Origin of the sequence: Variovorax paradoxus (assembly GCF_000834655.1) — a bacterium.
GTDB classification, from domain to species: domain Bacteria; phylum Pseudomonadota; class Gammaproteobacteria; order Burkholderiales; family Burkholderiaceae_C; genus Variovorax; species Variovorax paradoxus_F.
The window spans coordinates 72,496-92,379 of sequence record NZ_JXQQ01000004.1 but is presented as its reverse complement, the minus strand read 5'-3'; the positions used below and the strand labels follow the sequence as shown (position 1 = coordinate 92,379).

The 19,884-nt window shown below is 66.6% G+C and carries 15 protein-coding genes; 11 read left to right on the top strand and 4 right to left on the bottom strand.

The features are described 5' to 3' along the window. Positions 1-209: 209 nt before the first annotated feature. The 3 genes from RT97_RS01195 to RT97_RS01190 all read right to left on the bottom strand — a co-directional run bounded on the left by RT97_RS01195 (position 210) and on the right by RT97_RS01190 (position 3,674). Positions 210-2,075: a phosphoenolpyruvate carboxykinase (GTP) gene (locus tag RT97_RS01195; RefSeq protein WP_042576953.1), complete on the bottom strand. Its 1,866-nt coding sequence runs from the start codon at positions 2,073-2,075 to the stop codon at positions 210-212. Positions 2,076-2,222: 147 nt separating this feature from the next. Continuing rightward, on the bottom strand, positions 2,223-2,375 hold the full coding sequence (locus RT97_RS33350; protein WP_172672136.1) for a hypothetical protein: 153 nt from the start codon (positions 2,373-2,375) through the stop codon (positions 2,223-2,225). Between the two features lie 99 nt (positions 2,376-2,474). Continuing rightward, positions 2,475-3,674 carry a threonine ammonia-lyase gene (locus RT97_RS01190; protein WP_172672135.1) on the bottom strand — a complete coding sequence of 400 codons (1,200 nt, stop codon included), beginning with the start codon at positions 3,672-3,674 and terminating at the stop codon, positions 2,475-2,477. 116 nt (positions 3,675-3,790) lie between these two features. Between RT97_RS01190 and RT97_RS01185 the strand changes: the two genes are divergently transcribed. The 3 genes from RT97_RS01185 to RT97_RS01175 all read left to right on the top strand — a co-directional run bounded on the left by RT97_RS01185 (position 3,791) and on the right by RT97_RS01175 (position 9,162). Further along, positions 3,791-6,115 (top strand): ATP-binding protein, encoded by a 2,325-nt coding sequence (locus RT97_RS01185; protein ID WP_042576951.1) that lies wholly within the window; start codon positions 3,791-3,793, stop codon positions 6,113-6,115. A gap of 49 nt (positions 6,116-6,164) precedes the next feature. Continuing rightward, a complete protein-coding gene (locus RT97_RS01180) occupies positions 6,165-7,799 on the top strand; it encodes a S41 family peptidase (protein ID WP_042576950.1) in 1,635 nt (544 codons plus the stop codon). A 178-nt stretch (positions 7,800-7,977) separates the two neighbouring features. Beyond that, entirely contained in the window at positions 7,978-9,162 is a 1,185-nt protein-coding gene (locus tag RT97_RS01175) for a nucleoside hydrolase (RefSeq protein ID WP_042576949.1), read from the top strand. Positions 9,163-9,229: 67 nt separating this feature from the next. Here RT97_RS01175 and recQ read toward each other — a convergent pair whose 3' ends face one another. Beyond that, on the bottom strand, positions 9,230-11,125 hold the full coding sequence (gene recQ, locus RT97_RS01170; RefSeq protein WP_042576948.1) for a DNA helicase RecQ: 1,896 nt from the start codon (positions 11,123-11,125) through the stop codon (positions 9,230-9,232). A gap of 300 nt (positions 11,126-11,425) precedes the next feature. On the opposite strand from recQ, the gene RT97_RS01165 reads away from it, so the two are divergent. From RT97_RS01165 to RT97_RS01130, 8 genes are all read left to right on the top strand, one after another. Further along, complete coding sequence (locus RT97_RS01165; protein WP_042576947.1) at positions 11,426-12,397, top strand: ABC transporter substrate-binding protein; 972 nt, start codon at positions 11,426-11,428, stop codon at positions 12,395-12,397. Next, complete coding sequence (locus RT97_RS01160) at positions 12,378-13,256, top strand: ABC transporter permease (protein ID WP_042576946.1); 879 nt, start codon at positions 12,378-12,380, stop codon at positions 13,254-13,256. The genes RT97_RS01165 and RT97_RS01160 overlap by 20 nt, the downstream gene beginning before the upstream one ends. Beyond that, the gene (locus RT97_RS01155) at positions 13,241-14,035 is read left to right on the top strand and encodes an ABC transporter ATP-binding protein (RefSeq protein ID WP_013538650.1); all 795 of its coding nucleotides are present in this window, start codon (positions 13,241-13,243) and stop codon (positions 14,033-14,035) included. The genes RT97_RS01160 and RT97_RS01155 overlap by 16 nt, the downstream gene beginning before the upstream one ends. Before the next feature lie 10 nt (positions 14,036-14,045). Beyond that, positions 14,046-14,783, top strand: a complete 738-nt coding sequence (gene hutC, locus RT97_RS01150) for a histidine utilization repressor (protein WP_042576945.1) — start codon at positions 14,046-14,048, stop codon at positions 14,781-14,783. A 61-nt stretch (positions 14,784-14,844) separates the two neighbouring features. Then, entirely contained in the window at positions 14,845-16,404 is a 1,560-nt protein-coding gene (gene hutH / locus RT97_RS01145) for a histidine ammonia-lyase (RefSeq protein WP_042576944.1), read from the top strand. A gap of 27 nt (positions 16,405-16,431) precedes the next feature. Next, positions 16,432-18,159: a urocanate hydratase gene (gene hutU, locus RT97_RS01140; RefSeq protein WP_042576943.1), complete on the top strand. Its 1,728-nt coding sequence runs from the start codon at positions 16,432-16,434 to the stop codon at positions 18,157-18,159. 116 nt (positions 18,160-18,275) lie between these two features. Further along, positions 18,276-19,010, top strand: coding sequence for an IclR family transcriptional regulator (locus RT97_RS01135; protein ID WP_042576942.1), 735 nt, complete (start codon positions 18,276-18,278; stop codon positions 19,008-19,010). 44 nt (positions 19,011-19,054) lie between these two features. Next, positions 19,055-19,789, top strand: a complete 735-nt coding sequence (locus RT97_RS01130; protein WP_042576941.1) for a transporter substrate-binding domain-containing protein — start codon at positions 19,055-19,057, stop codon at positions 19,787-19,789. Positions 19,790-19,884 lie beyond the last annotated feature (95 nt).

Below are 19,884 nucleotides of genomic sequence, written 5' to 3'. Positions count from 1 at the left end.
TTACAGCCCAGAAAACCCCAGTCAGCAATGACTGGGGTTTTTTGCTTTGAGGATTTGAAATCGCCCGTTCGCTCGAACCCGGTAAGCGAATAAATGCCGGGTGAAATAAGAGGTGACTCGCCGCCCACCAAATAAAAAAGCCCAATGGAACTCCATTGGGCTTTTTGCTGGGGCCTAACAAGGCCCTGTTTGTCACTATTTCCTTGCGATCAGGCAGCCAACCGCTGCTCAATGGCAGCCTTTGTCTCCGGCAGCTCCTTCGGCAAGTGATGCGACAGCTGCTGGAAAAGCTCGGCATGCAGCTTCAGCTCCGCCTGCCAGGCTGCCTTGTCGATACTCGTCACAGTGGCGAACTGCTCGGCGCTGAATTCCAGCCCCGTCCAATTCAAATCCTCGTAGCGCGGACTCACACCGGTGATGTGCTCGACGCCTTCGGTCTTCTTGCCTTCGATGCGGTCGATCATCCACTTCAGCACGCGCATGTTCTCGCCATAGCCAGGCCAGACGAACTTGCCATCGGCACCCTTGCGGAACCAGTTGGTCGTATAGATCTTGGGCAGCTTCGCGCCCGAGGCCTCGAGCTTCTTGCCGACATTGAGCCAGTGCTGGAAATAGTCCGCCATGTTGTAGCCAGCGAACGGCAGCATTGCAAACGGGTCGCGACGCACCACGCCTTGCTGGCCGCCGGCGGCAGCGGTTGTTTCGGAACCCATAGTCGCAGCCATGTAGACGCCTTCGACCCAATTGCGCGCCTCGGTCACCAGCGGCACCGTGGTCGAGCGGCGGCCACCGAAGATGAAGGCATCGATCGCCACGCCCTTCGGATCGTCCCAAGCATCGTCGAGCGCCGGATTGTTCGTCGCTGCCACGGTGAAGCGCGAGTTCGGGTGCGCCGCCTTGGCGCCGGTTTCCTTGGCGATCTGCGGCGTCCAGTCCTTGCCCTGCCAGTCGGTCAAATGCGCGGGCAGCGTCTTGGTGTCTTGCTCCATGCCTTCCCACCACACATCGCCGTCGTCGGTCAGCGCGACGTTCGTGAAGATCACGTCGTTGTTCAGGCTGTCCATGCAGTTCGGATTGGTCAGCATGTTGGTGCCTGGCGCCACGCCGAAGTAGCCAGCCTCAGGGTTGATGGCGTAGAGGCGCCCGTCCTTGCCGGGCTTGATCCAGGCGATGTCGTCGCCGATGGTCGTGACTTTCCAGCCTTCGAAGCCGGCGGGTGGCACCAGCATCGAGAAGTTCGTCTTGCCGCAGGCGCTCGGAAAGGCAGCTGCCACGTGGTACTTCTTGCCTTCGGGGTTCGTAACGCCGAGGATCAGCATGTGCTCGGCCAGCCAGCCTTCGTCGCGGCCCATGTTCGAGGCGATGCGCAGCGCGAAGCACTTCTTGCCCAGCAGCGCATTGCCGCCGTAGCCCGAGCCGTAGCTCCAGATCTCGCGCGTCTCGGGGTAATGAACGATGTACTTGGTCTTGTTGCAGGGCCAGGACACGTCCTTTTGCCCGGCTTCGAGCGGCGCACCCACGGTGTGGACGCAGGGCACGAATTCGCCGTCGGCGCCCAGCACCTCGTACACGGCCTTGCCCATGCGGGTCATGATGCGCATGTTGACCGCCACGTAAGGGCTGTCGGAGAGTTCGATGCCGATGTGCGCAATCGGCGAGCCCAGCGGACCCATGCTGAACGGCACCACATACATCGTGCGGCCCTTCATGCAACCGTCGAAAAGCGGCTGCAGCGTGGCGCGCATCTCGGCCGGGGCCATCCAGTTGTTGGTGGGGCCGGCGCTTTCCTTCTCGTTGGAGCAGATGAACGTGCGGTCTTCGACGCGTGCGACGTCGGTCGGGTCGGACACCGCGAGGAACGAATTGGGCCGCTTGGCGGGGTTGAGCTTCTTGAAGGTGCCCGCGTCGACCAGCTGCTGGCAAAGACGGTCGTACTCTTCCTTGCTGCCGTCGCACCAATAGATGGCCTCGGGTTTGCACAGCGCGGCCATCTCGGCCACCCAGGCAATCAGTTTCGCGTTCTTGACGTATGAGGGCGCCTGAATGGCGAGGCCCTTCATCGTGGGTGCGTTCATCGGAAATCTCCTAAGTTGAAAAATCGTCTTTCCGAACGGGACGCCGTGCCTGCAATGGGCGCGGAGGTCCGTTTGAGAAAACGTTTCGCGAAGGGAGACTGCGCCGTCGCGGGCCGCACCGCCCGCGGACGACTGCCCAACAGGCTGTCAGGCCAAGTAGACAGCGATGGATGCCAGGAGAAGCATCAGCACGCCGCCTGCGAGCGGGAGCACGATGGGCATCAGGTGGACGACCGATTCGACGGCGTCATGTTCGGCGGCTGCGGCGTGGCCGGGCTCGACGGGAGTGGGGTTGGACATCGGGAAGTACCTCGAATACACAAATGACAAAACTGGCGGCATTTTACCGGCGGGGCTCTACAGAGCGGTCTAGGGGGTTGCGAGCCCCCTCTCACACGCTCAATGCTGTTCCTCGGCTTCGAAGCCGGCGTCCTTCAGCGCGGTCAGCACGCTGGCAAGATGGGCCCGTCCGCGGGTCTGCAGGACCAGCTCGATGTCGACGTTCTGGGCCGCCAACATCGTGAACGCGCGCTGATGGTGGACTTCATCGACGTTAGCGCCCGCTTCGGCCACAGTCGCCGTAATCTCGGCCAGCGAACCCGGCACATCGCGCGCGCTCACACGTACCCGCGCCAGCCGTCCGGCCCGCACCATGCCGCGTTCGATGATGGCTGCGAGCAGCAGCGGATCGATGTTTCCGCCCGAAAGCACCAGCCCGACACGCTTGCCCTTGAAGCGCTCGGGATGCCGGATCAGCGCCGCGAGACCAGCAGCACCCGCACCTTCCACCAGGGTTTTCTCGATCTCCAGCAGCATCAATACGCCCTGCTCGATGTCGCCTTCGTCCACCAGCACCAGGTCGTCGACCTTGCTCGCGATGATCTCCTGCGTCAGCACGCCGGGCGTGCCCACGGCGATGCCCTCGGCGATGGTGCTCTTGCCCTGCACGTGGTGCGTGCCCTTGACGGCATTGACCATGCCGGGGAACCGCGTGGTCTGCACGCCCACGATCTCGATGTCCGGCTTGCGATCGCGCGCCGCGACTGCCATGCCCGCGATCAGCCCGCCGCCGCCGACCGCCACGACCAGCGTGTCGAGATCGGGCACCACGTCGAGCATCTCGAGCGCCACCGTGCCCTGGCCGGCGATGATGGCTTCGTCGTCGTAGGGGTGTACGAAGGTCAGCCCTTCGCGCTCGGCAAGCTCCAGCGCATGCGCGCGGGCCGCATCGAGCGTGTCGCCGTGCAGCACCACTTCGGCGCCGAAACCGCGCGTGCGTTCGATCTTCACGCCGGGCGTGAAGCGCGGCATCACGATCAGGGCCCGCAGGCCCAGCCGCTGCGCGTGATAGGCCACACCCTGCGCATGGTTGCCGGCCGACATCGCGATCACGCCGCGCGTGCCGGCCTCCGAAAGATCGACCAGCTTGTTGCAAGCGCCACGCTCCTTGAATGAGGATGTGAACTGCAGGTTCTCGAACTTCAGGAACACCTGCGCACCGACGATCTCTGAGAGCGTGCGCGACTCGACGCAGGGCGTATTGAGCACCTGCCCCTCAAGGCGCACCGCGGCGCGCCGGATTTCTTCGATTCCAACCATGGCGCGCATTGTGGGCTGGAATCGCTGGATCAGGGTTTTTACCCTTTCGGCGTCTTCCCGAAGCTAAAAGTCTGCGTTATGGTCTCTCCACGAAATTCCTCATTGGAGGTTGCCTGATGGTCAAGCGTGCGGGTGTCGATGTAGTGGCTGCTGCGGTACGCGGGCAGGCATTGCCTTCGCCTGGCCTCAAGGAAGCGCCGGTGCTCGAGCTCATGTGCTCGCACTTCGTGCTCACGCTCGCAGCCAAGCAGGGGCCGCGCTTCAATGTCCGGCGTGATATCAACGGATTGCTCTCGCTCACGGGACGCCACCTCGTGTGGCCTGCCGCGGTATTGCAGCGACTGCGCGAGTTCCTCGGCCGACGCTGCGCGGGCAACGAGGCATGGAAGGGCGTCGAGAATTTCGATGGTCGCACGCTGCTGGAGCGCCATGGCGTGTGGCGCGGTCCGTATGAAGAAGGCACGCTTTTCTTCTACCTGGACGAATATGCGAAGGACCAGCCGAAGGACCTGCTCTCGGTGCTCGCCGTCACGCGTGATTGGCTCACGCATGCCCTGCGCAAGCAGTCGACCCTGGTCGAGAAGAACATCGACGCACTGGCGGGCTTGCTGCAACTGAACAAGGCCGAGCGTGCGCTGCTGCTCTACGGCACGCTTGCGCGGTATCAACGCGACCTGCGCTCGCTGCTGGTCGAGTTCAAGGTCAACAACGCGCCCGAGGCTTACGCCGCCATTGCAGACATCGCCGGCGTCAACGCGAGCGAAGTCGGCGAGGCATTGCGCGCGGGCTCGCGGCTCGAGCGCATCGGCCTCGTCGAGAACCTGATTTCGGAACACAACATCACCGACCTCGCCGACCTCATGAAGGTCAGCGAGAAGCTGCCGCCGGTTCTCATGCGCGAGTACCGCGACCACAACGAATTGATGGCCGTGTTCACGCGGCCCTCGGCCAAGAGCGCGCTCACGCCGCACGATTTTTCCTTCGTCGAAGAAGACGCGCAGATGCTCGTCACGCTGCTGCGCGCCGCCGTTGCGCGCAAGGAGCCCGGCGTCAACGTGCTGCTCTACGGCCCTCCCGGCACCGGCAAGACCGAGCTCGCGAAAGTGGTCGCGCAGGCCGCGGGCCTTGAGCTCTTCGAGGTCGAATACGCCGACCGCGATGGCAACTCGCTGAGCGGCCGCGACCGCTACCGCTCGCTTCAGATCGCGCAGGTGTTCCTGAAGGGCAGCGCGCAGGCCGCGTTGCTCTTCGACGAGGTCGAGGACGTGTTTCCGCCGATCAGCACCGAGGCCGCGCAATTCATGGCGCGCGCCGAGCAGATTCCTGCGCCCACCAGCGGCAGCGTGAGCGGCAAGGCATGGGTCAACCAGATCCTGGAGGCCAACCCGGTGCCTACGCTGTGGGTCACCAACCGCATCGAGCAGATCGACCCTGCGTTCCGCCGCCGCTTCGCCTACCACCTCGAACTCAAGTCGCCGCCGCCCGGCGCGCGCGAGCAGCTCGTGAAGAAGACGCTCGAAGGCGTCGTGGTGTCCGAGGCCTTCACCGCCAAGCTGGCCGAGCGCAAGGGCCTCACGCCGGCGCAGATCCGCACCGCGGTGCGCTTTGCGGGCCTGGCCAAGACCGACGATGCCTCGATGGAAGGCCTCATCGAGCGGCAGCTGCGCAACGCCGACCTCGCCCTTGGCACGCTCGACACCGGTCGCGGCGAGCGCCGCAACGTCACCACCTACGACCTCGACATGCTCAACGTCGAGACCCGCTTCGAGATTCCGCGCATCGTCGAGGCGCTCAAGGCGCGCGGCCACGGCACGCTGTGCTTCTACGGCGCGCCGGGCACCGGCAAGACGGCGCTGGCCGAGCACATCGCGCGGGCCGTGGGCCGGCCGCTCATCATCAAGCAGGCCAGCGACCTCATGAGCAAGTACGTCGGCGAGACCGAGCAGAACATGGCCGCCATGTTCAAGGAGGCCGAGGCCGAGAAGGCGGTGCTGCTGCTGGACGAGGCCGACTCCTTCCTGCAGGACCGCCGCAGCGCGCAGCGCACCTACGAGGTCACCGAGGTCAACGAGATGCTGCAGGGCATGGAGCGCTTCAACGGCGTGTTCGTCTGCACCACCAACCTGCTCGACCGGCTCGACCAGGCGGCGCTCAGGCGCTTCACCTTCAAGATCAAGTTCAAGCCGCTCACGGCCGTGCAGCGCGAGCGCATGTTCGTGACCGAGGCGCTCGCGGGCGACGCAGCGCTCCTGACCGGCGAAGTGAGAACGCGGCTCGCGCAATTGGCGCAGCTGTGCCCCGGGGATTTCGCGGCGGTGAAACGCCAGACCGATATCCTCGCGGTCGAATTTTCGGCGGCGGAGTTTCTCGACCAGCTCGAGGCCGAGCATCGCATCAAGCCCGAGGTCCGCGAATCGCGCGGCATGGGCTTCGTGCAGTAAAGATCAACAAACGGGGGTGTCCGCCGTCGCGGGCACGAGGAGGACATCCATGGGCTTTCGCAATACAGACCTGCGGCAGCTGCCGCGTCCCGGCGCGTGTGCCGCGGCGGCGGCGCTCGTCGTAGCCGGCCTGCTGGCGGGCTGCGGCGGTGGTGGCGGGGGTGGAGGAGGAGGCGGCGGCGGCTTTCCAATCGTCGGCGGGCCGCCACCCGTCGTCAATCCGCCCACCGACGGCGGCAGCGGAGGCGGCGGCCTCGTTCCCTCTTCGGAGGTTGCGGGCCTGTGCGCCGCGCCGCGCCGCGGCATCAATCCCGAAACCGGGAGTGCCTACCCCGACACCGCGGGCACCGTCGACAACGAGAAGACCTGGGTGCGCAGCTGGATCGACGAAACCTACCTTTGGTACAACGAGGTGCCGGCCACGCTCAAGGCGGCCGATTACGCGACCCCCGTCGCCTTCTTCAACGTGCTCAAGACGCCGGCCACCACCGCGCCCTCGGGCCGGGCGAAGGACCGCTTCCACTACGTCTACGACACCGAGGTGTATCGCCAGCTCTCCAATGCCGGCATCTCGCCGGGCTACGGGATCGAGTTCGCATTCTTGCGCAGCTCCCGGCCGAACCGCGACCTGCGCGTGGCCTTCGTCGAGCCGCACTCCAGCTCGCCTGCCGCGGCCCAAGGCATCGCGCGCGGTGCGCGGATCCTCGAGATCGACGGCATCGACGTGCTCAACAGCACCAACACGACCGTGATCAACCGCGGCCTCTCGCCGCAGGCGGCCGGCGAGAAGCACACCTTCAAGCTGGAGCAGGACGGCGCGACGCGCACCCTGGAGCTCACCGCGGCCAACGTCACCCGCACGCCGGTGCAGAACGTCAAGACCATCGGAGATCCGGGCAACCGGGTGGGCTACCTGCAGTTCAACGACCACATCACCACCTCCGAGGCGCAGCTCATCGCGGCGGTGAACCAGCTCAAGGGCGACGGCATCCAGGACCTGGTGCTCGACATGCGCTACAACGGCGGCGGCCAGCTCAACATTGCGAGCCGGCTGGCCTACATGGTGGCTGGGCCCAGCCAGACGGCGGGCAAGACCTTCGAGTTGCTGAGCTTCAACGACAAGAACCCGTTCCGCCTCACGCTCGCGCAGGCCCTCACGCCGTTCCTGGGCACCAGCCGCACCAACCAGCCGCTGCCCACGCTCGGCCTCTCGCGCGTCACCGTGCTGACCAGCCCCGACACCTGCTCGGCCAGCGAGTCGGTCATCAACAGCCTGCGCGGCATCGGCGTCACGGTCAACCTCGTGGGCGGCACCACCTGCGGAAAGCCCTACGGCTTCTACCCGCAGGACAACTGCGGCACCACCTACTTCGCGATCCAGTTCAAGGGCGTGAACCAGGCGGGCTTCGGCGACTACGGCGACGGCTTCGCGCCCAACGCGAACTGCACCGTGGCCGACGACTTCAGCCACCAATTGGGCGACCCCGCCGAGGCGCGGCTTGCTGCGGCGCTCGCGCTGCGAAACGCCGGCGCGTGTCCGGTGCCCACGGCATCGGCCAAGGCCGCGCCGGGCACCGGCCTGGACAAGGTTGAGGCCGCGCCCGAGGAAGAGCAGCCGGCCCTCCTGAACCGCTCGCCGCTGCGCGAGAACCGGCTGATCGACCTGCCGCCGACCGCGGGCTGACAGGAGTCGACAGATACCGGGGCCGCCTCGCGCGGCCCCGCGGAAAACCCCTAGCCACAGCACCTTGCCATGCGTGGGCTTCGGCCCTTAGAGTTTGGCAAACGTTTGCGCAAACCTTTGCGCAAACGTTTGTATTCCAGTGTCCTCGACTGGGAAACCAAATTCTTAGGAGAAGCAGATGCGCAAATGGATCCGGACGGTGTTCACCCTCATCGTCGTCGCCGTGCTTGCGGGTTGCGGTGGCGGCGGCGACGGCAACGGCGGCATCGGGCTCGCGCCCGGCTTCGGCGCGGCGCCGCCGCCCGCGCACAAGATCATCATCGACAGCGACTACAACACCATGAGCGACGACGGCCAGCTCGGCGTCATGGCCGCGCAGCTTCAGGCGCAGGGCAAGGTCCAGGTCATGGGCATCAGCGTGGTCTCGGGCAACCAGTGGCTCAAGCAGGGCGTGGCCGATGCGCTGATGTCGGTCGAGCGGCTCGGGGTGGGCGACCGCATCGGCGTGTACGTGGGCGAGAACTACGCGCTCAATCACACCTTTGCGGACGTCGAGGCCGAAATGGCCGCTGGTGCAGGCGGCGACGGCTACCTGGGCGCCTGGAGCGGCCCCGAGCCCAAGACCGACGCGGACCTCAAGCCCTCGCCCGACGGCTTTGCCGCCCGCACGCTGGTGCAGCGCAAGAGCGCGGTCGACTTCATCATCGACACCGTCAAAGCCAATCCGAACGAGGTCACCATCCTGGCCATCGGCCCGCTCACCAACATCGCGCTCGCGGTGAAGAAGAGCCCCGACATCGTGCCGCTGATCAAGAAGATCATCTACATGGGCGGCGCCGTCGACGTGCCGGGCAACACCACCAAGGCGGCCGAGTTCAACTGGTGGTTCGACCCCGATGCTGCGCAGTTCGTGGTGCGCCTGCCCATTCCGCAGGTGATCGTGCCGCTGGACGTGACCGACACCGTGTTCCTCACCAAGCCGGTGTACGACCGCATCGCCCACCCGGCCAAGCCGACCGCCGTGACCGAGGTGTTCCGCAAGCTCAACGGCTATGGCTTCAGCGGCACGAACGGCTTCGAGAACAACCCCGACTACACGCAGAACATCTGGGACACCCTCACGCTCGCCTACCTGATCGACCCGACCTACGCGACCAGGACGGTGGAGCGCTACGTCGACGTGGTGGCCAAGCCGGGCGCCGCCGACAACGGCCGCTCGATCGGCTACGCCTCGCAGCCCGCGGGCCCGACGCTGCAGAAGATGACGGTGGTGCAGCGCTTCGACAACGCGCGCTTCTTCGAACTCTTCATCGACCTGCTCACGCGGCCCGTGCCGATCACCCTGCCCGCAGCCACGAACTGAACGCGCAAGGGAACACCGCGGAACCGGCTTCGCCACCAAAGTGCGCGAAGCCTGGGGGGAGAGCCCTTCAGAACGCCGAGCACACGCGCAGCACCTCGGCACCATAAGCCTCGAGCTTCTTGGTGCCGATGCCGCTGATGCCCTGCAGGTCCTCGAGCGTCGCCGGAGCGCGCTCGGCGATCGACGCCAGCGTGGCATCGTGAAAGATCACGTAGGCCGGCAGGTTGTGCTCCTTGGCCACCTCGCCGCGCCAGGCCTTGAGGGCCTCGAAGCGCTTCTTTCCGGTGTCGTCGAGCTTGGCGGCAGCTGGCGAGGGCGCCCCCTTGGCGACTTTCTCGCGACGCGTCTTGCGCTCGGCCGGTGACGAGATCGACTCGCGCAGCGTCACCGCCGCCTCGCCCTTGAGCACCGCGCGCGAGCCTTCGGTGAGCTTGAGCGTGTTGAACGCCTCCGCATCGACCGCCAGCGCGCCCGTGGCGATCAACTGGCGCAGCACGCCGCGCAACTGCACCTCGCTGAACTCCGCGCCCAGCCCGAAGGTGCTGATGCGCTCGTGGCCGAACTGCTTGACCTTCTCGGTCTCCTTGCCGCGCAGGATGTCCATGATGTGCCCCGCGCCGAAGCTGATGCCGCTCAGCTGCTGCACGCGGTAGATGGTGCTCAGCAGCTTGCGCGCGGCATCGGTGCCGTCCCACACCTGCGGCGGGTTCAGGCAGTTGTCGCAGTTGCCGCAGGGCGTGCTCTTCTCGCCGAAGTAGCCCAGGAGACGCACGCGCCGGCAGTCGCTCGCCTCGGCGAGCGAGAGCAGGGCGTCGAGCTTGCCGCGCATCACCTGCTTGAACTCTTCGCCCGCCGGGCTCTCGTCGATCATGCGGCGCTGGTTGACCACGTCGTTCAGGCCGTAGGTCATCCAGGCATCGGCCGGGGCGCCGTCGCGGCCGGCGCGGCCGGTTTCCTGGTAGTAGCCCTCGATGTTCTTGGGCATGTCCAGGTGGCCGACGAAGCGCACGTCGGGCTTGTCGATGCCCATCCCGAATGCGATGGTCGCGACCATCACGATGCCTTCTTCGCGCAGGAACCGGTCCTGGTGCTTCTGGCGCACCGCGGCGTCCAGGCCCGCGTGGTACGGCAGGGCGTTGATGCCTGCGCCCTGCAGCGTCGTCGCGAGGTCTTCCACGCGCTTGCGCGACTGGCAATAGACCACGCCCGCATCGCCTTCGTGCTCGCGCTCGATGAAGCGCAGGAGCTGCGTGGTCGCGTCCTTCTTCTCGACGATGGTGTAGCGGATGTTCGGCCGGTCGAAGCTGGAGACGAACTGGCGCGCTTCTTCCAGCTGCAGCCGCTCGACGATGTCGGCGCGCGTGAGCGCATCGGCCGTGGCAGTGAGCGCGATGCGCGGCACGCCCGCGTAGCGCTCGTGCAGCACGGTGAGCGCGCGGTACTCGGGACGGAAGTCGTGGCCCCACTGGCTCACGCAATGCGCCTCGTCGATCGCGAACAGCGACAGCTTGCCGCGCTCCTTGAGCGAATCGAGCTGCGACAGGAACCGCGGCGTGTTCACGCGCTCGGGCGCCGCGTAGAGCAGCGTGATCTCGCCGCGCAGCATGCGGCGCTCCACGTCCTGCGTCTGTTCCCAGTCGAGCGTGGAATTGAGGAACGCCGCATTCACCCCCGCCTCGTGCAGCGCGCCGACCTGGTCGTGCATCAGCGCGATCAGCGGCGACACCACCACCGCAACGCCGCGCCCCGCGCGCTGGCGCGCGATGGCCGGGATCTGGTAGCAGAGCGACTTGCCGCCGCCCGTGGGCATCAGCACCAGCGCGTCGCCGCCGCCCACCACGTGATCGACGATGTCCTGCTGGGCACCGCGGAACTGCGAATAGCCGAAGACTTCGTGGAGGATTTCGGCCGGTGCGGTGCTGCTGCCGGGGGCGTCGAGGGGATGGGGTGCGAGAGAGGACACGGGCGGCGGAGGCGGACGTCGGGAGGGGATGGGGGGCGGGCTGGCGGGGGAGGCGTCGATTGTCCCCCAGCAACCCGGAGATGACTGTGGCACGAGCTTTGCAATGGTGACCCCCGTCCCGCCGCCTTTCTTGTCTAGACAGCAATCTGGTGCATCTTCCTGAAGAAATGCACCGAAACGACCCTCCCGGGTTATCCTGTATATACAAGTTGGGGCGCTTGGCAACAATGCGAGGCGCGCGCAGCCCGGCCACCGGGGCGCACCGCCGAGCCATCTCAAGAAACGGAACCAGGAGTACCCATGGTCAAGAAGACGCTAGTTGTGAAAATCGCTTCGCTGCTGGCAGCAGGTGCATGTGCAGCAGGCATGGCCGGCACGGCCGCCGCCCAGGACACGAAGATCTCGCTCGGCATGTCCGGCTGGACCGGCTTTGCGCCGCTCTCGCTGGCCGACAAGGCCGGCATCTTCAAGAAGAACGGCCTGGACGTCGAACTAAAGATGATCCCCCAGAAGGACCGCCACCTGGCCCTGGCCTCGGGCGCCATCCAGTGCGCCGCCACCACGGTGGAAACGCACGTGGCCTGGAACGCCAATGGCGTGCCGATCGTGCAGATCTTCCAGATGGACAAGTCCTACGGTGCCGACGGCATCGCGGTGCGCAACGACGTGAAGACCTTCGCCGACCTCAAGGGCAAGTCCATCGGCGTGAGCGCGCCCGGCACCGCGCCGTACTTCGGCCTGGCCTGGATGCTCAGCAAGAACGGCATGAGCCTGAAGGACGTGAAGGTTGTCTCGCTCGAGCCGCAGCCTGCCGCCCAGGCGTTCGTGGCCGGCCAGAACGACGCCGCCATGACCTACGAGCCCTACCTCTCGACCGTGCGCGCCAACCCGGCGGCCGGCAAGATCCTGGCCACCACGCTCGACTACCCGATGGTGATGGACACCGTCGGCTGCGCGCCCACCTGGCTCAAGGCCAACCCCAAGGCCGCCGCCGCGCTCACCAAGTCGTACTTCGATGCGCTGGACATGATCAAGGCCGACCCGGCCAAGTCGAACGAACTCATGGGCTCGGCCGTCAAGCAGAGCGGCGAGCAGTTCGCCAAGTCGTCGGCGTACCTGCGCTGGCAGGACAAGGCGGCCAACCAGAAGTTCTTCGCCGGCGAACTCACCACCTTCATGAAGGAAGCCGCGGCGATCCTGCTGGAGGCCGGCGTGATCCGCAAGGCCCCTGAAGACTACGCAGTCACCTTCGATGCAAGCTACGTCAAGTAAGACGCTGCCCCAGGTGCCGCCCCGCGCGGCATCGGCGGGCGCCGTGTCACCTCCACCCGCCGTGGCGCCCGTGCGCCGCCGCGCGTTCGCGCCGCTCGAACCCATCGGCGCCCGTGCGCGCGTGCTGCTGGGGCTCGGTTTCTTCGTCGTGTTCGTGCTCGTGTGGTCGCTCGCCACGCTCGGCGGCTTCGTTTCGCCGACCTTCCTTGCGAGCCCGCCCACCATGGTCAAGGAGGGCTGGCTCCTCTTCACCGAATACGGCTTCATCGGCGACATCGGCATGACCGTGTGGCGCGTGTTCGGCGGCTTCCTGCTCGCCGCCGTCTTCGCGGTGCCGCTGGGCATCGCGATGGGCACGTGGAAAACCGTCGAGGCCTTCTTCGAGCCCTTCGTCTCTTTCTGCCGCTACCTGCCGGCGTCGGCCTTCATTCCGCTGCTCATTCTCTGGGCGGGCCTGGGCGAAATGCAGAAGCTGCTGGTGATCTTCATCGGCTCGTTCTTCCAGATCGTGCTGATGGTGGCCGTCACCGTGGGCGGCGCTCGGCGCGACCTCGTCGAAGCGGCGTACACCCTCGGCGCGAACAGCCGCGGCATCGTCGCGCGCGTGCTCATTCCGGGCGCCGCGCCGGGTATCGCCGAAACGCTGCGCCTTGTGCTCGGCTGGGCATGGACCTACGTGATCGTGGCGGAGCTGATCGGCTCGTCCTCGGGCATCGGCCACATGATCACCGACAGCCAGGCGCTCCTGAACACCGGGCAGATCATCTTCGGGATCATCGTGATCGGCGTCATCGGCCTCCTCTCCGACTTCGCTTTCAAGGCGCTGAACCGCCGCCTCTTTGCATGGGCCGCACTGTGAAGAACCAGCTTTCCATCCAGGGCGTCTCGCGCGTCTTCACCGGCACCAAGGGCCAGAGCACGCAGGCGCTGCTGCCCATCGACTTCGAGGTGAAGGAGAACGACTTCGTCACCATCCTCGGCCCCTCGGGCTGCGGCAAGTCGACGCTGCTGCGCATCGTGGCGGGGCTCGATTTCCCGACCACCGGCCAGGTGCTGCTCGACGGCGAGCGCATCGAAGGCCCGGGCGCCGACCGCGGCGTGGTGTTCCAGAGCTACACGCTCTTTCCGTGGCTCACCGTGGCGCAGAACATCCGCTTCGGCCTGCGCGAGCGCGGCATGAGCGAGGCCGACCAGAAGGAGCGCAGCGAGTTCTTCATCGCCAAGGTGGGCCTGCGCGGCTTCGAGCATCACTTTCCCAAGCAGCTCTCGGGCGGCATGCAGCAGCGCACGGCCATCGCGCGCGCGCTCGCCAACGACCCCAAGATGCTCCTGCTCGACGAGCCCTTCGGCGCGCTGGACAACCAGACGCGCGTGCTGATGCAGGAGCTCTTGCTGGGCATCTGGGAGTCGGCGCAGAAGACGGTGCTCTTCGTCACGCACGACATCGACGAGGCGATCTTCATGGCCAACCGCGTGGCAGTGTTCAGCGCGCGGCCGGGGCGCATCAAGACCGAGATCGCGGTCGATTTTCCGCATCCGCGCAGCTACACGATCAAGACCTCGCCCGAGTTCATGGACATCAAGGCCCGCCTGACGGAAGAAATCCGCGCAGAGTCGATGGCCGCCGCGGAGCATTGAACGCCGTACGATGAAACGCGACCTGCCCACCCTCGCGCTCTACGCGCAAGTCAAGGACCACATCTCCCGCAAGATCCAGGACGGCACCTGGCCGCCCGGCCACCGCCTGCCCTCGGAGCACGAGCTGGTCGCGCAGTTCGGCATGGCGCGCATGACGGTGAACCGCGCGCTGCGCGAACTGGTGGAGCAGGGCCGCATCGTGCGCGTGGCCGGCGTGGGCAGCTTCGTGGCCGAGAACAAGCCGCAATCGACGCTGCTGCAGATCGCCAACATCGCGAGCGAAATTCGCCAGCGCGGCCACGACTACCGCTGCGAGATGCTCGCGGTGGAGCGCATCGCCGCCTCGCCCGACGTGGCCGCGTGGCTCGACCTGCGCGCGGGCGACTCCGTGTTCCACAGCGCCTGCCTGCACCTGGAGAACGACACGCCGGTGCAGCTCGAAGAGCGCTACGTCAACCCGCAGGTCGTGCCCGATTACCTCGAGCAGGACTTCACCGCCGTGCCGCCCAGCGAGTACCTGGTGCGCAACGTGCCCTTCGACCAGATCGAACACGTCGTCGATGCCGTGCTGCCCAACGCCGAACAGGCCGAGCGGCTCGCGATGGAAGTCACCGACCCCTGCCTCCTGCTCACGCGCCGCACCTGGACGCGCAACACGCCCGTGACCTGGGTGCGCTGCCTGCATCCCGCTTCGCGCTACAGCCTGGGCAGCCGTTTCAAGGCCGACGGCAACCCGAGCTTCGGGTAGCTCTTTTTCGTTTTGCAGATCGATCGTTATCTCTCGCAACTACTTGTATAGACAGGTTCACATGCCAAGCCATCACACCGCTTCCTCCGACGCCATCCTGACCCTCACGCCCGGCAAGGTCGACCTTGCGATGCTGCGGCGCATCCAGGCCGGCGGCGTTCGGCTCGCGCTCGATCCGTCGGTGCTGGATGGCATGGCGGAGGCCGAAGCGGCGGTGCGCCACATCGTCGAGAACGACCAGGTTGTCTACGGCATCAACACCGGCTTCGGCAAGCTCGCGAGCACGCGCATCGGCAACGACCACCTGGCCGAACTGCAGCGCAACCTCGTGCTTTCGCACAGCGTGGGCACGGGCGAGCCGCTGGCCGCGCCGGTGGTGCGCATGATCCTCGCGGCCAAGGCGGTGAGCCTGGCGCGCGGGCACTCGGGCGTGCGGCCCGCGCTGGTCGATGCGCTGCTGGCGCTGTTCAATGCAGGCGTCACGCCGAGCATTCCGTGCAAGGGTTCGGTCGGCGCATCGGGCGACCTCGCGCCGCTCGCGCACATGGCCTGCGTGCTGATCGGCGAGGGCGAGGCGACGCTGGCCGACGGCAAGACGGTCAGCGGCGCCGAAGCGATGCGCAGCATCGGCCTCGAACCCTTCGTGCTCGGGCCGAAGGAAGGCCTCGCGCTGCTCAACGGCACTCAGGTGTCGACCGCGCTGGCGCTCGCCGGACTCTTCGGAGCGGAAGACGTGTTCGCCGCCGCGCTGATGTCGGGCGCGCTGTCGCTCGAAGCGATCCAGGGCTCGATCAAGCCCTTCGATGCACGCATCCATGCCGCACGCGGCCAGCCCGGCCAGATCGCAGTCGCCGGCGCCGTGCGCACGCTGCTCGAAGGCAGCGAGATCGTCCCTTCGCACGCCGACTGCGGCCGCGTGCAAGACCCGTACTCGGTGCGCTGCATCCCGCAGGTGATGGGCGCGTGCCTGGACAACCTCGCGCATGCATCGCGCGTGCTGGTCATCGAAGCCAATGCGGCATCGGACAACCCGCTGGTGTTCTGCGACACCGGCGAGGTGATCTCGGGCGGCAACTTCCACGCCGAGCCGGTCGCCTTCGCGGCCGACATCATTGCGCTCGCGGTGAGCGAGGTCGGCGCCATCGCCGAGCGCCGCATCGCGCTGCTGCTCGACACCGGCCTCTCGGGCCTGCCGCCGTTCCTCGTGCGCGATGGCGGCCTGAATTCCGGCTTCATGATCGCGCAGGTCACCGCCGCCGCGCTCGCCTCCGAGAACAAGTCGCTCGCGCACCCCGCCAGCGTCGACAGCCTGCCCACCTCGGCCAACCAGGAAGATCACGTCTCGATGGCCACCTTCGCCGCGCGCCGCCTGGGCGACATGGTCAACAACACGGCCGTTGTCGTCGGCATAGAGGCGATGGCCGCCGCGCAAGGCATCGAGCTCAAGAGAAAGCTCAAGAGCTCGCCGCTGGTCGAAGCCGAATTCGCCCGCATCCGCCAGAACGTCGCCTTCCTCGAACGCGACCGCTACCTCGCTCCCGACATCGAAGCCATGCGCCAGTGGGCGCTGAAGGCCGAGCTGCCGGCCGCGCTGCTGAACATCCTGCCCAGTCACTCGTAAAACATCACTCGATAGGAGAACCACGCCATGAACGCTCCCGAAAAATTCGCCCTCAACAACCCCGACGCCACCGACCCGCGCCATGACCCGACGCGCGTGATCCGCGCCCCGCGCGGCAGCACGCTCAACTGCAAGAGCTGGCTCACCGAAGCGCCTTACCGCATGTTGCAGAACAACCTCGACGCCGAGGTGGCCGAGCGTCCGCAGGACCTCGTGGTGTATGGCGGCATCGGCCGCGCCGCGCGCAACTGGGCCTGCTACGACCAGATCCTCGCGTCGCTGAAGGAACTGAACGACGACGAGACGCTGCTCATCCAGTCGGGCAAGCCGGTCGGTGTGTTCAAGACGCACGAGAACGCACCGCGCGTGCTGCTGGCCAACTCCAATCTCGTGCCGAAGTGGGCCAACTGGGAACACTTCAACGAGCTCGACCGCCAGGGCCTCTTCATGTACGGCCAGATGACGGCCGGCAGCTGGATCTACATCGGCAGCCAGGGCATCGTGCAAGGCACCTTCGAGACCTTCGTCGAAGCCGGCCGCCAGCACTACGACAACAGCCTCGCGGGCAAGTGGATCCTCACGGCGGGCCTGGGCGGCATGGGAGGCGCGCAGCCGCTCGCGGCCACGCTCGCGGGCGCGGTGTCGCTCAACATCGAGTGCCAGCAGTCGAGCATCGACTTTCGTCTGCGCACGCGCTATGTCGACAAGCAGGCGCGCGACATCGACCATGCGTTCGAGCTCATCAAGCAGCACTGCGACGCGAAAGAAGCCGTGTCGATCGCGCTGCTGGGCAACGCGGCCGACATCCTCCCCGAGCTGGTGAGGCGCGCGAAGGCCGGTGGCATCAAGCCGGACCTCGTGACGGACCAGACCTCCGCGCACGACCTCATCAACGGCTACCTGCCCTCGGGCTGGACGGTGCCGCAATGGCAGGCTGCGATGAAGGACGCCTCGCAGCACGACGCGCTCAAGAAGGCGGCCGCCAGATCGTGCGCCGTGCACGTGCAGGCCATGCTCGACTTCCAGGCCATGGGCATCCCGACCGTCGACTACGGCAACAACATCCGCCAGGTCGCGTTCGACGAGGGCGTGAAGAACGCCTTCGACTTCCCCGGCTTCGTGCCCGCCTACATCCGCCCGCTGTTCTGCGAAGGCAAGGGCCCGTTCCGCTGGGTGGCGCTCTCGGGCGATCCGGAAGATATCTACAAGACCGATGCCAAGATCAAGGAACTGTTCCCCGAGAACACCCACACCCACCGCTGGCTCGACATGGCGCGCGAGCGCATCGCCTTCCAGGGCCTGCCCGCGCGCATCTGCTGGTTGGGCCTGGGCGAGCGGCACATCGCGGGCCTGGCCTTCAACGAGATGGTGAAGAACGGCGAGCTGAAGGCGCCCATCGTCATCGGCCGCGACCATCTCGATACGGGTTCGGTCGCGAGCCCGAATCGCGAGACCGAAGCCATGAAGGACGGCACCGATGCGGTGAGCGACTGGCCGCTGCTCAACGCGCTGCTCAACACCGCGGGCGGCGCCACCTGGGTCAGCCTGCACCACGGCGGTGGCGTCGGCATGGGCTACTCGCAGCACTCGGGCGTCGTGATCGTGTGCGACGGCACCGATGCGGCCGCCAAGCGCATCGAGCGCGTGCTGTGGAACGACCCGGCCACCGGCGTCATGCGCCATGCGGATGCGGGCTACGACATCGCCGTCGCCACCGCGAAGAAGCAGGGCCTGAAGCTGCCGATGGTGCGCTGAGCGGGTCGCTGTCGCGCAAACCCGCAAGACAAAGGTAGAAGTAAAAATCCAGCCCATTCCCACCGGGTGGGAATCCGGGCTTGGATGTGAGAACGGCGAGCAAGATACTGCCTGCGATGACGCCCCCGACCGACGCCCCCGCCCACAGCGACCGCGCGCTTTTCGTGCTGTCGGTGCTGGCGCAGAGCAAGGTCGCGATGACGGCGGCCGAGCTTGTGCAGGCCACCGGCCTGGTCAAGAGCACGCTGTACCGGCAGATCGCCACGCTGCGACGCTGGGGCTTCGTGATGGAGTCCGATGGGCGCTACTCGCCCGGTCCGGTAAGCGTGCAACTGGCCAGCGGCTTCGACGGCAACTCCGACCTCGTCATGGCCGCCCGCGCCGACATGCGCGCGCTGGTGCAGCAGAGCCACGAGAGCGTGGCGCTGGTCACCGCGGTGAACGACCGCGTGGTGTGCCTGGAGATGATCGACAGCGAACATTCGCTGCGCTGCTCGTTCGACCGGGGACGCAGCGTTCCGGCCAGCGACGGCGCGAGCGCCAAGTGCCTGCTGGCCCACATGCCGCTCGACCAGCGCGATGCGTTGCTCGATGGCCTCGGCGAGAGCGCTGAACGCCGCGCCGAACGCGCCGCCGAACTCGATGCGATCCGCGAAGCCGGCCATGCCGTGACGCAGGGCGAGGTCGATGCCGGCGTCTGGGGCGTGAGTGCGCCGGTGCTGGCCTCGGGCCGGCGCCTGCGCGGCGCGATCACGCTCATGGCGCCGATCACGCGCGTGCAGGGCATGGAAGCTGCATTGCTCCACATGACCGTCGTCACGGCGGCCCGCATCTCCCGCGCGCTGCAGTAGCCAGTCGCACCTGCCTTTTTCAAACTCACGAAAGTTTCGCTCTCATGAACACCCGTCGCACTCTTTTCACCGTTGCCGCCGCCGCCCTCATCGGTTTCGCGGGCGCCGCGCAAGCCCAAGGCGAGCCGCTGCGCGTGGCCACCGATGCCACCTTCCCGCCGATGGAGTTCGTGGAGAACGGCAAGCGCACCGGCTTCGACGTGGAGCTGGTCGAGGCCGTCGGCAAGGCGATGGGCCGCAAGATCGAGTGGATCGACATCGACTTCAAGGGGCTCGTTCCGGGCCTCATTTCCAAGCGCTTCGACATGGCCGTCTCGGCCATCTACATCACCGACGAGCGCAAGAGGGTGGTCGACTTCACCGTGCCGTACTACGCGGGCGGCCTTGTCGTGATGGTGAAGGACGGCAACACGGCCATCAAGACACCGGCCGACATCAACGGCAAGAAGGTCAGCGTGCAGGTGGGCACCAAGTCGGTGTCGTACACCAAGGAGAAATTCCCGCAGGTGCAGCTGATGGAGGTCGAGAAGAACCAGGAGATGTTCAACCTGGTGGACATCGGCCGTGCCGACGCCGCCGTCACCGGCAAGCCCGCCGCCTACCAGTACGTGCGCACGCGCGGCGGCCTGAAGGTGCTGCCAGAGCAGATCACCACCGAGGAATACGGCATGGCGATCCGCAAGGACACGCCCGAACTCACCAAGGCCGTGAACGCCGCGATCGAGAAGCTCAAGGCCGACGGCACCTACGACCAGATCGTGAAGAAGTGGTTCAAGTGATGTTGGCCCCCCGGCATTTCACGCGCTGCGCGCGTGTAACTTCACCCCCCAAGGGGGAGGCGCGGCCGGCTTTGGGCGGCCCGGCATCCGGCCGC

Bases quoted from the DNA above. Each gene is read 5' to 3' on its own strand.
- RT97_RS01155 (WP_013538650.1), top strand. From the start codon at position 13,241: ATGGGCCGCACTGTGAAGAACCAGCTTTCCATCCAGGGCGTCTCGCGC.
- RT97_RS01165 (WP_042576947.1), top strand. From the start codon at position 11,426: ATGGTCAAGAAGACGCTAGTTGTGAAAATCGCTTCGCTGCTGGCAGCA.
- RT97_RS01195 (WP_042576953.1), bottom strand. From the start codon at position 2,075: ATGAACGCACCCACGATGAAGGGCCTCGCCATTCAGGCGCCCTCATAC.
- RT97_RS01180 (WP_042576950.1), top strand. From the start codon at position 6,165: ATGGGCTTTCGCAATACAGACCTGCGGCAGCTGCCGCGTCCCGGCGCG.
- hutU (WP_042576943.1), top strand. From the start codon at position 16,432: ATGAACGCTCCCGAAAAATTCGCCCTCAACAACCCCGACGCCACCGAC.
- hutH (WP_042576944.1), top strand. From the start codon at position 14,845: ATGCCAAGCCATCACACCGCTTCCTCCGACGCCATCCTGACCCTCACG.
- RT97_RS01190 (WP_172672135.1), bottom strand. From the start codon at position 3,674: ATGGTTGGAATCGAAGAAATCCGGCGCGCCGCGGTGCGCCTTGAGGGG.
- RT97_RS01185 (WP_042576951.1), top strand. From the start codon at position 3,791: ATGGTCAAGCGTGCGGGTGTCGATGTAGTGGCTGCTGCGGTACGCGGG.
- RT97_RS01130 (WP_042576941.1), top strand. From the start codon at position 19,055: ATGAACACCCGTCGCACTCTTTTCACCGTTGCCGCCGCCGCCCTCATC.
- hutC (WP_042576945.1), top strand. From the start codon at position 14,046: ATGAAACGCGACCTGCCCACCCTCGCGCTCTACGCGCAAGTCAAGGAC.
- RT97_RS01160 (WP_042576946.1), top strand. From the start codon at position 12,378: ATGCAAGCTACGTCAAGTAAGACGCTGCCCCAGGTGCCGCCCCGCGCG.
- RT97_RS33350 (WP_172672136.1), bottom strand. From the start codon at position 2,375: ATGTCCAACCCCACTCCCGTCGAGCCCGGCCACGCCGCAGCCGCCGAA.
- RT97_RS01175 (WP_042576949.1), top strand. From the start codon at position 7,978: ATGCGCAAATGGATCCGGACGGTGTTCACCCTCATCGTCGTCGCCGTG.
- RT97_RS01135 (WP_042576942.1), top strand. From the start codon at position 18,276: ATGACGCCCCCGACCGACGCCCCCGCCCACAGCGACCGCGCGCTTTTC.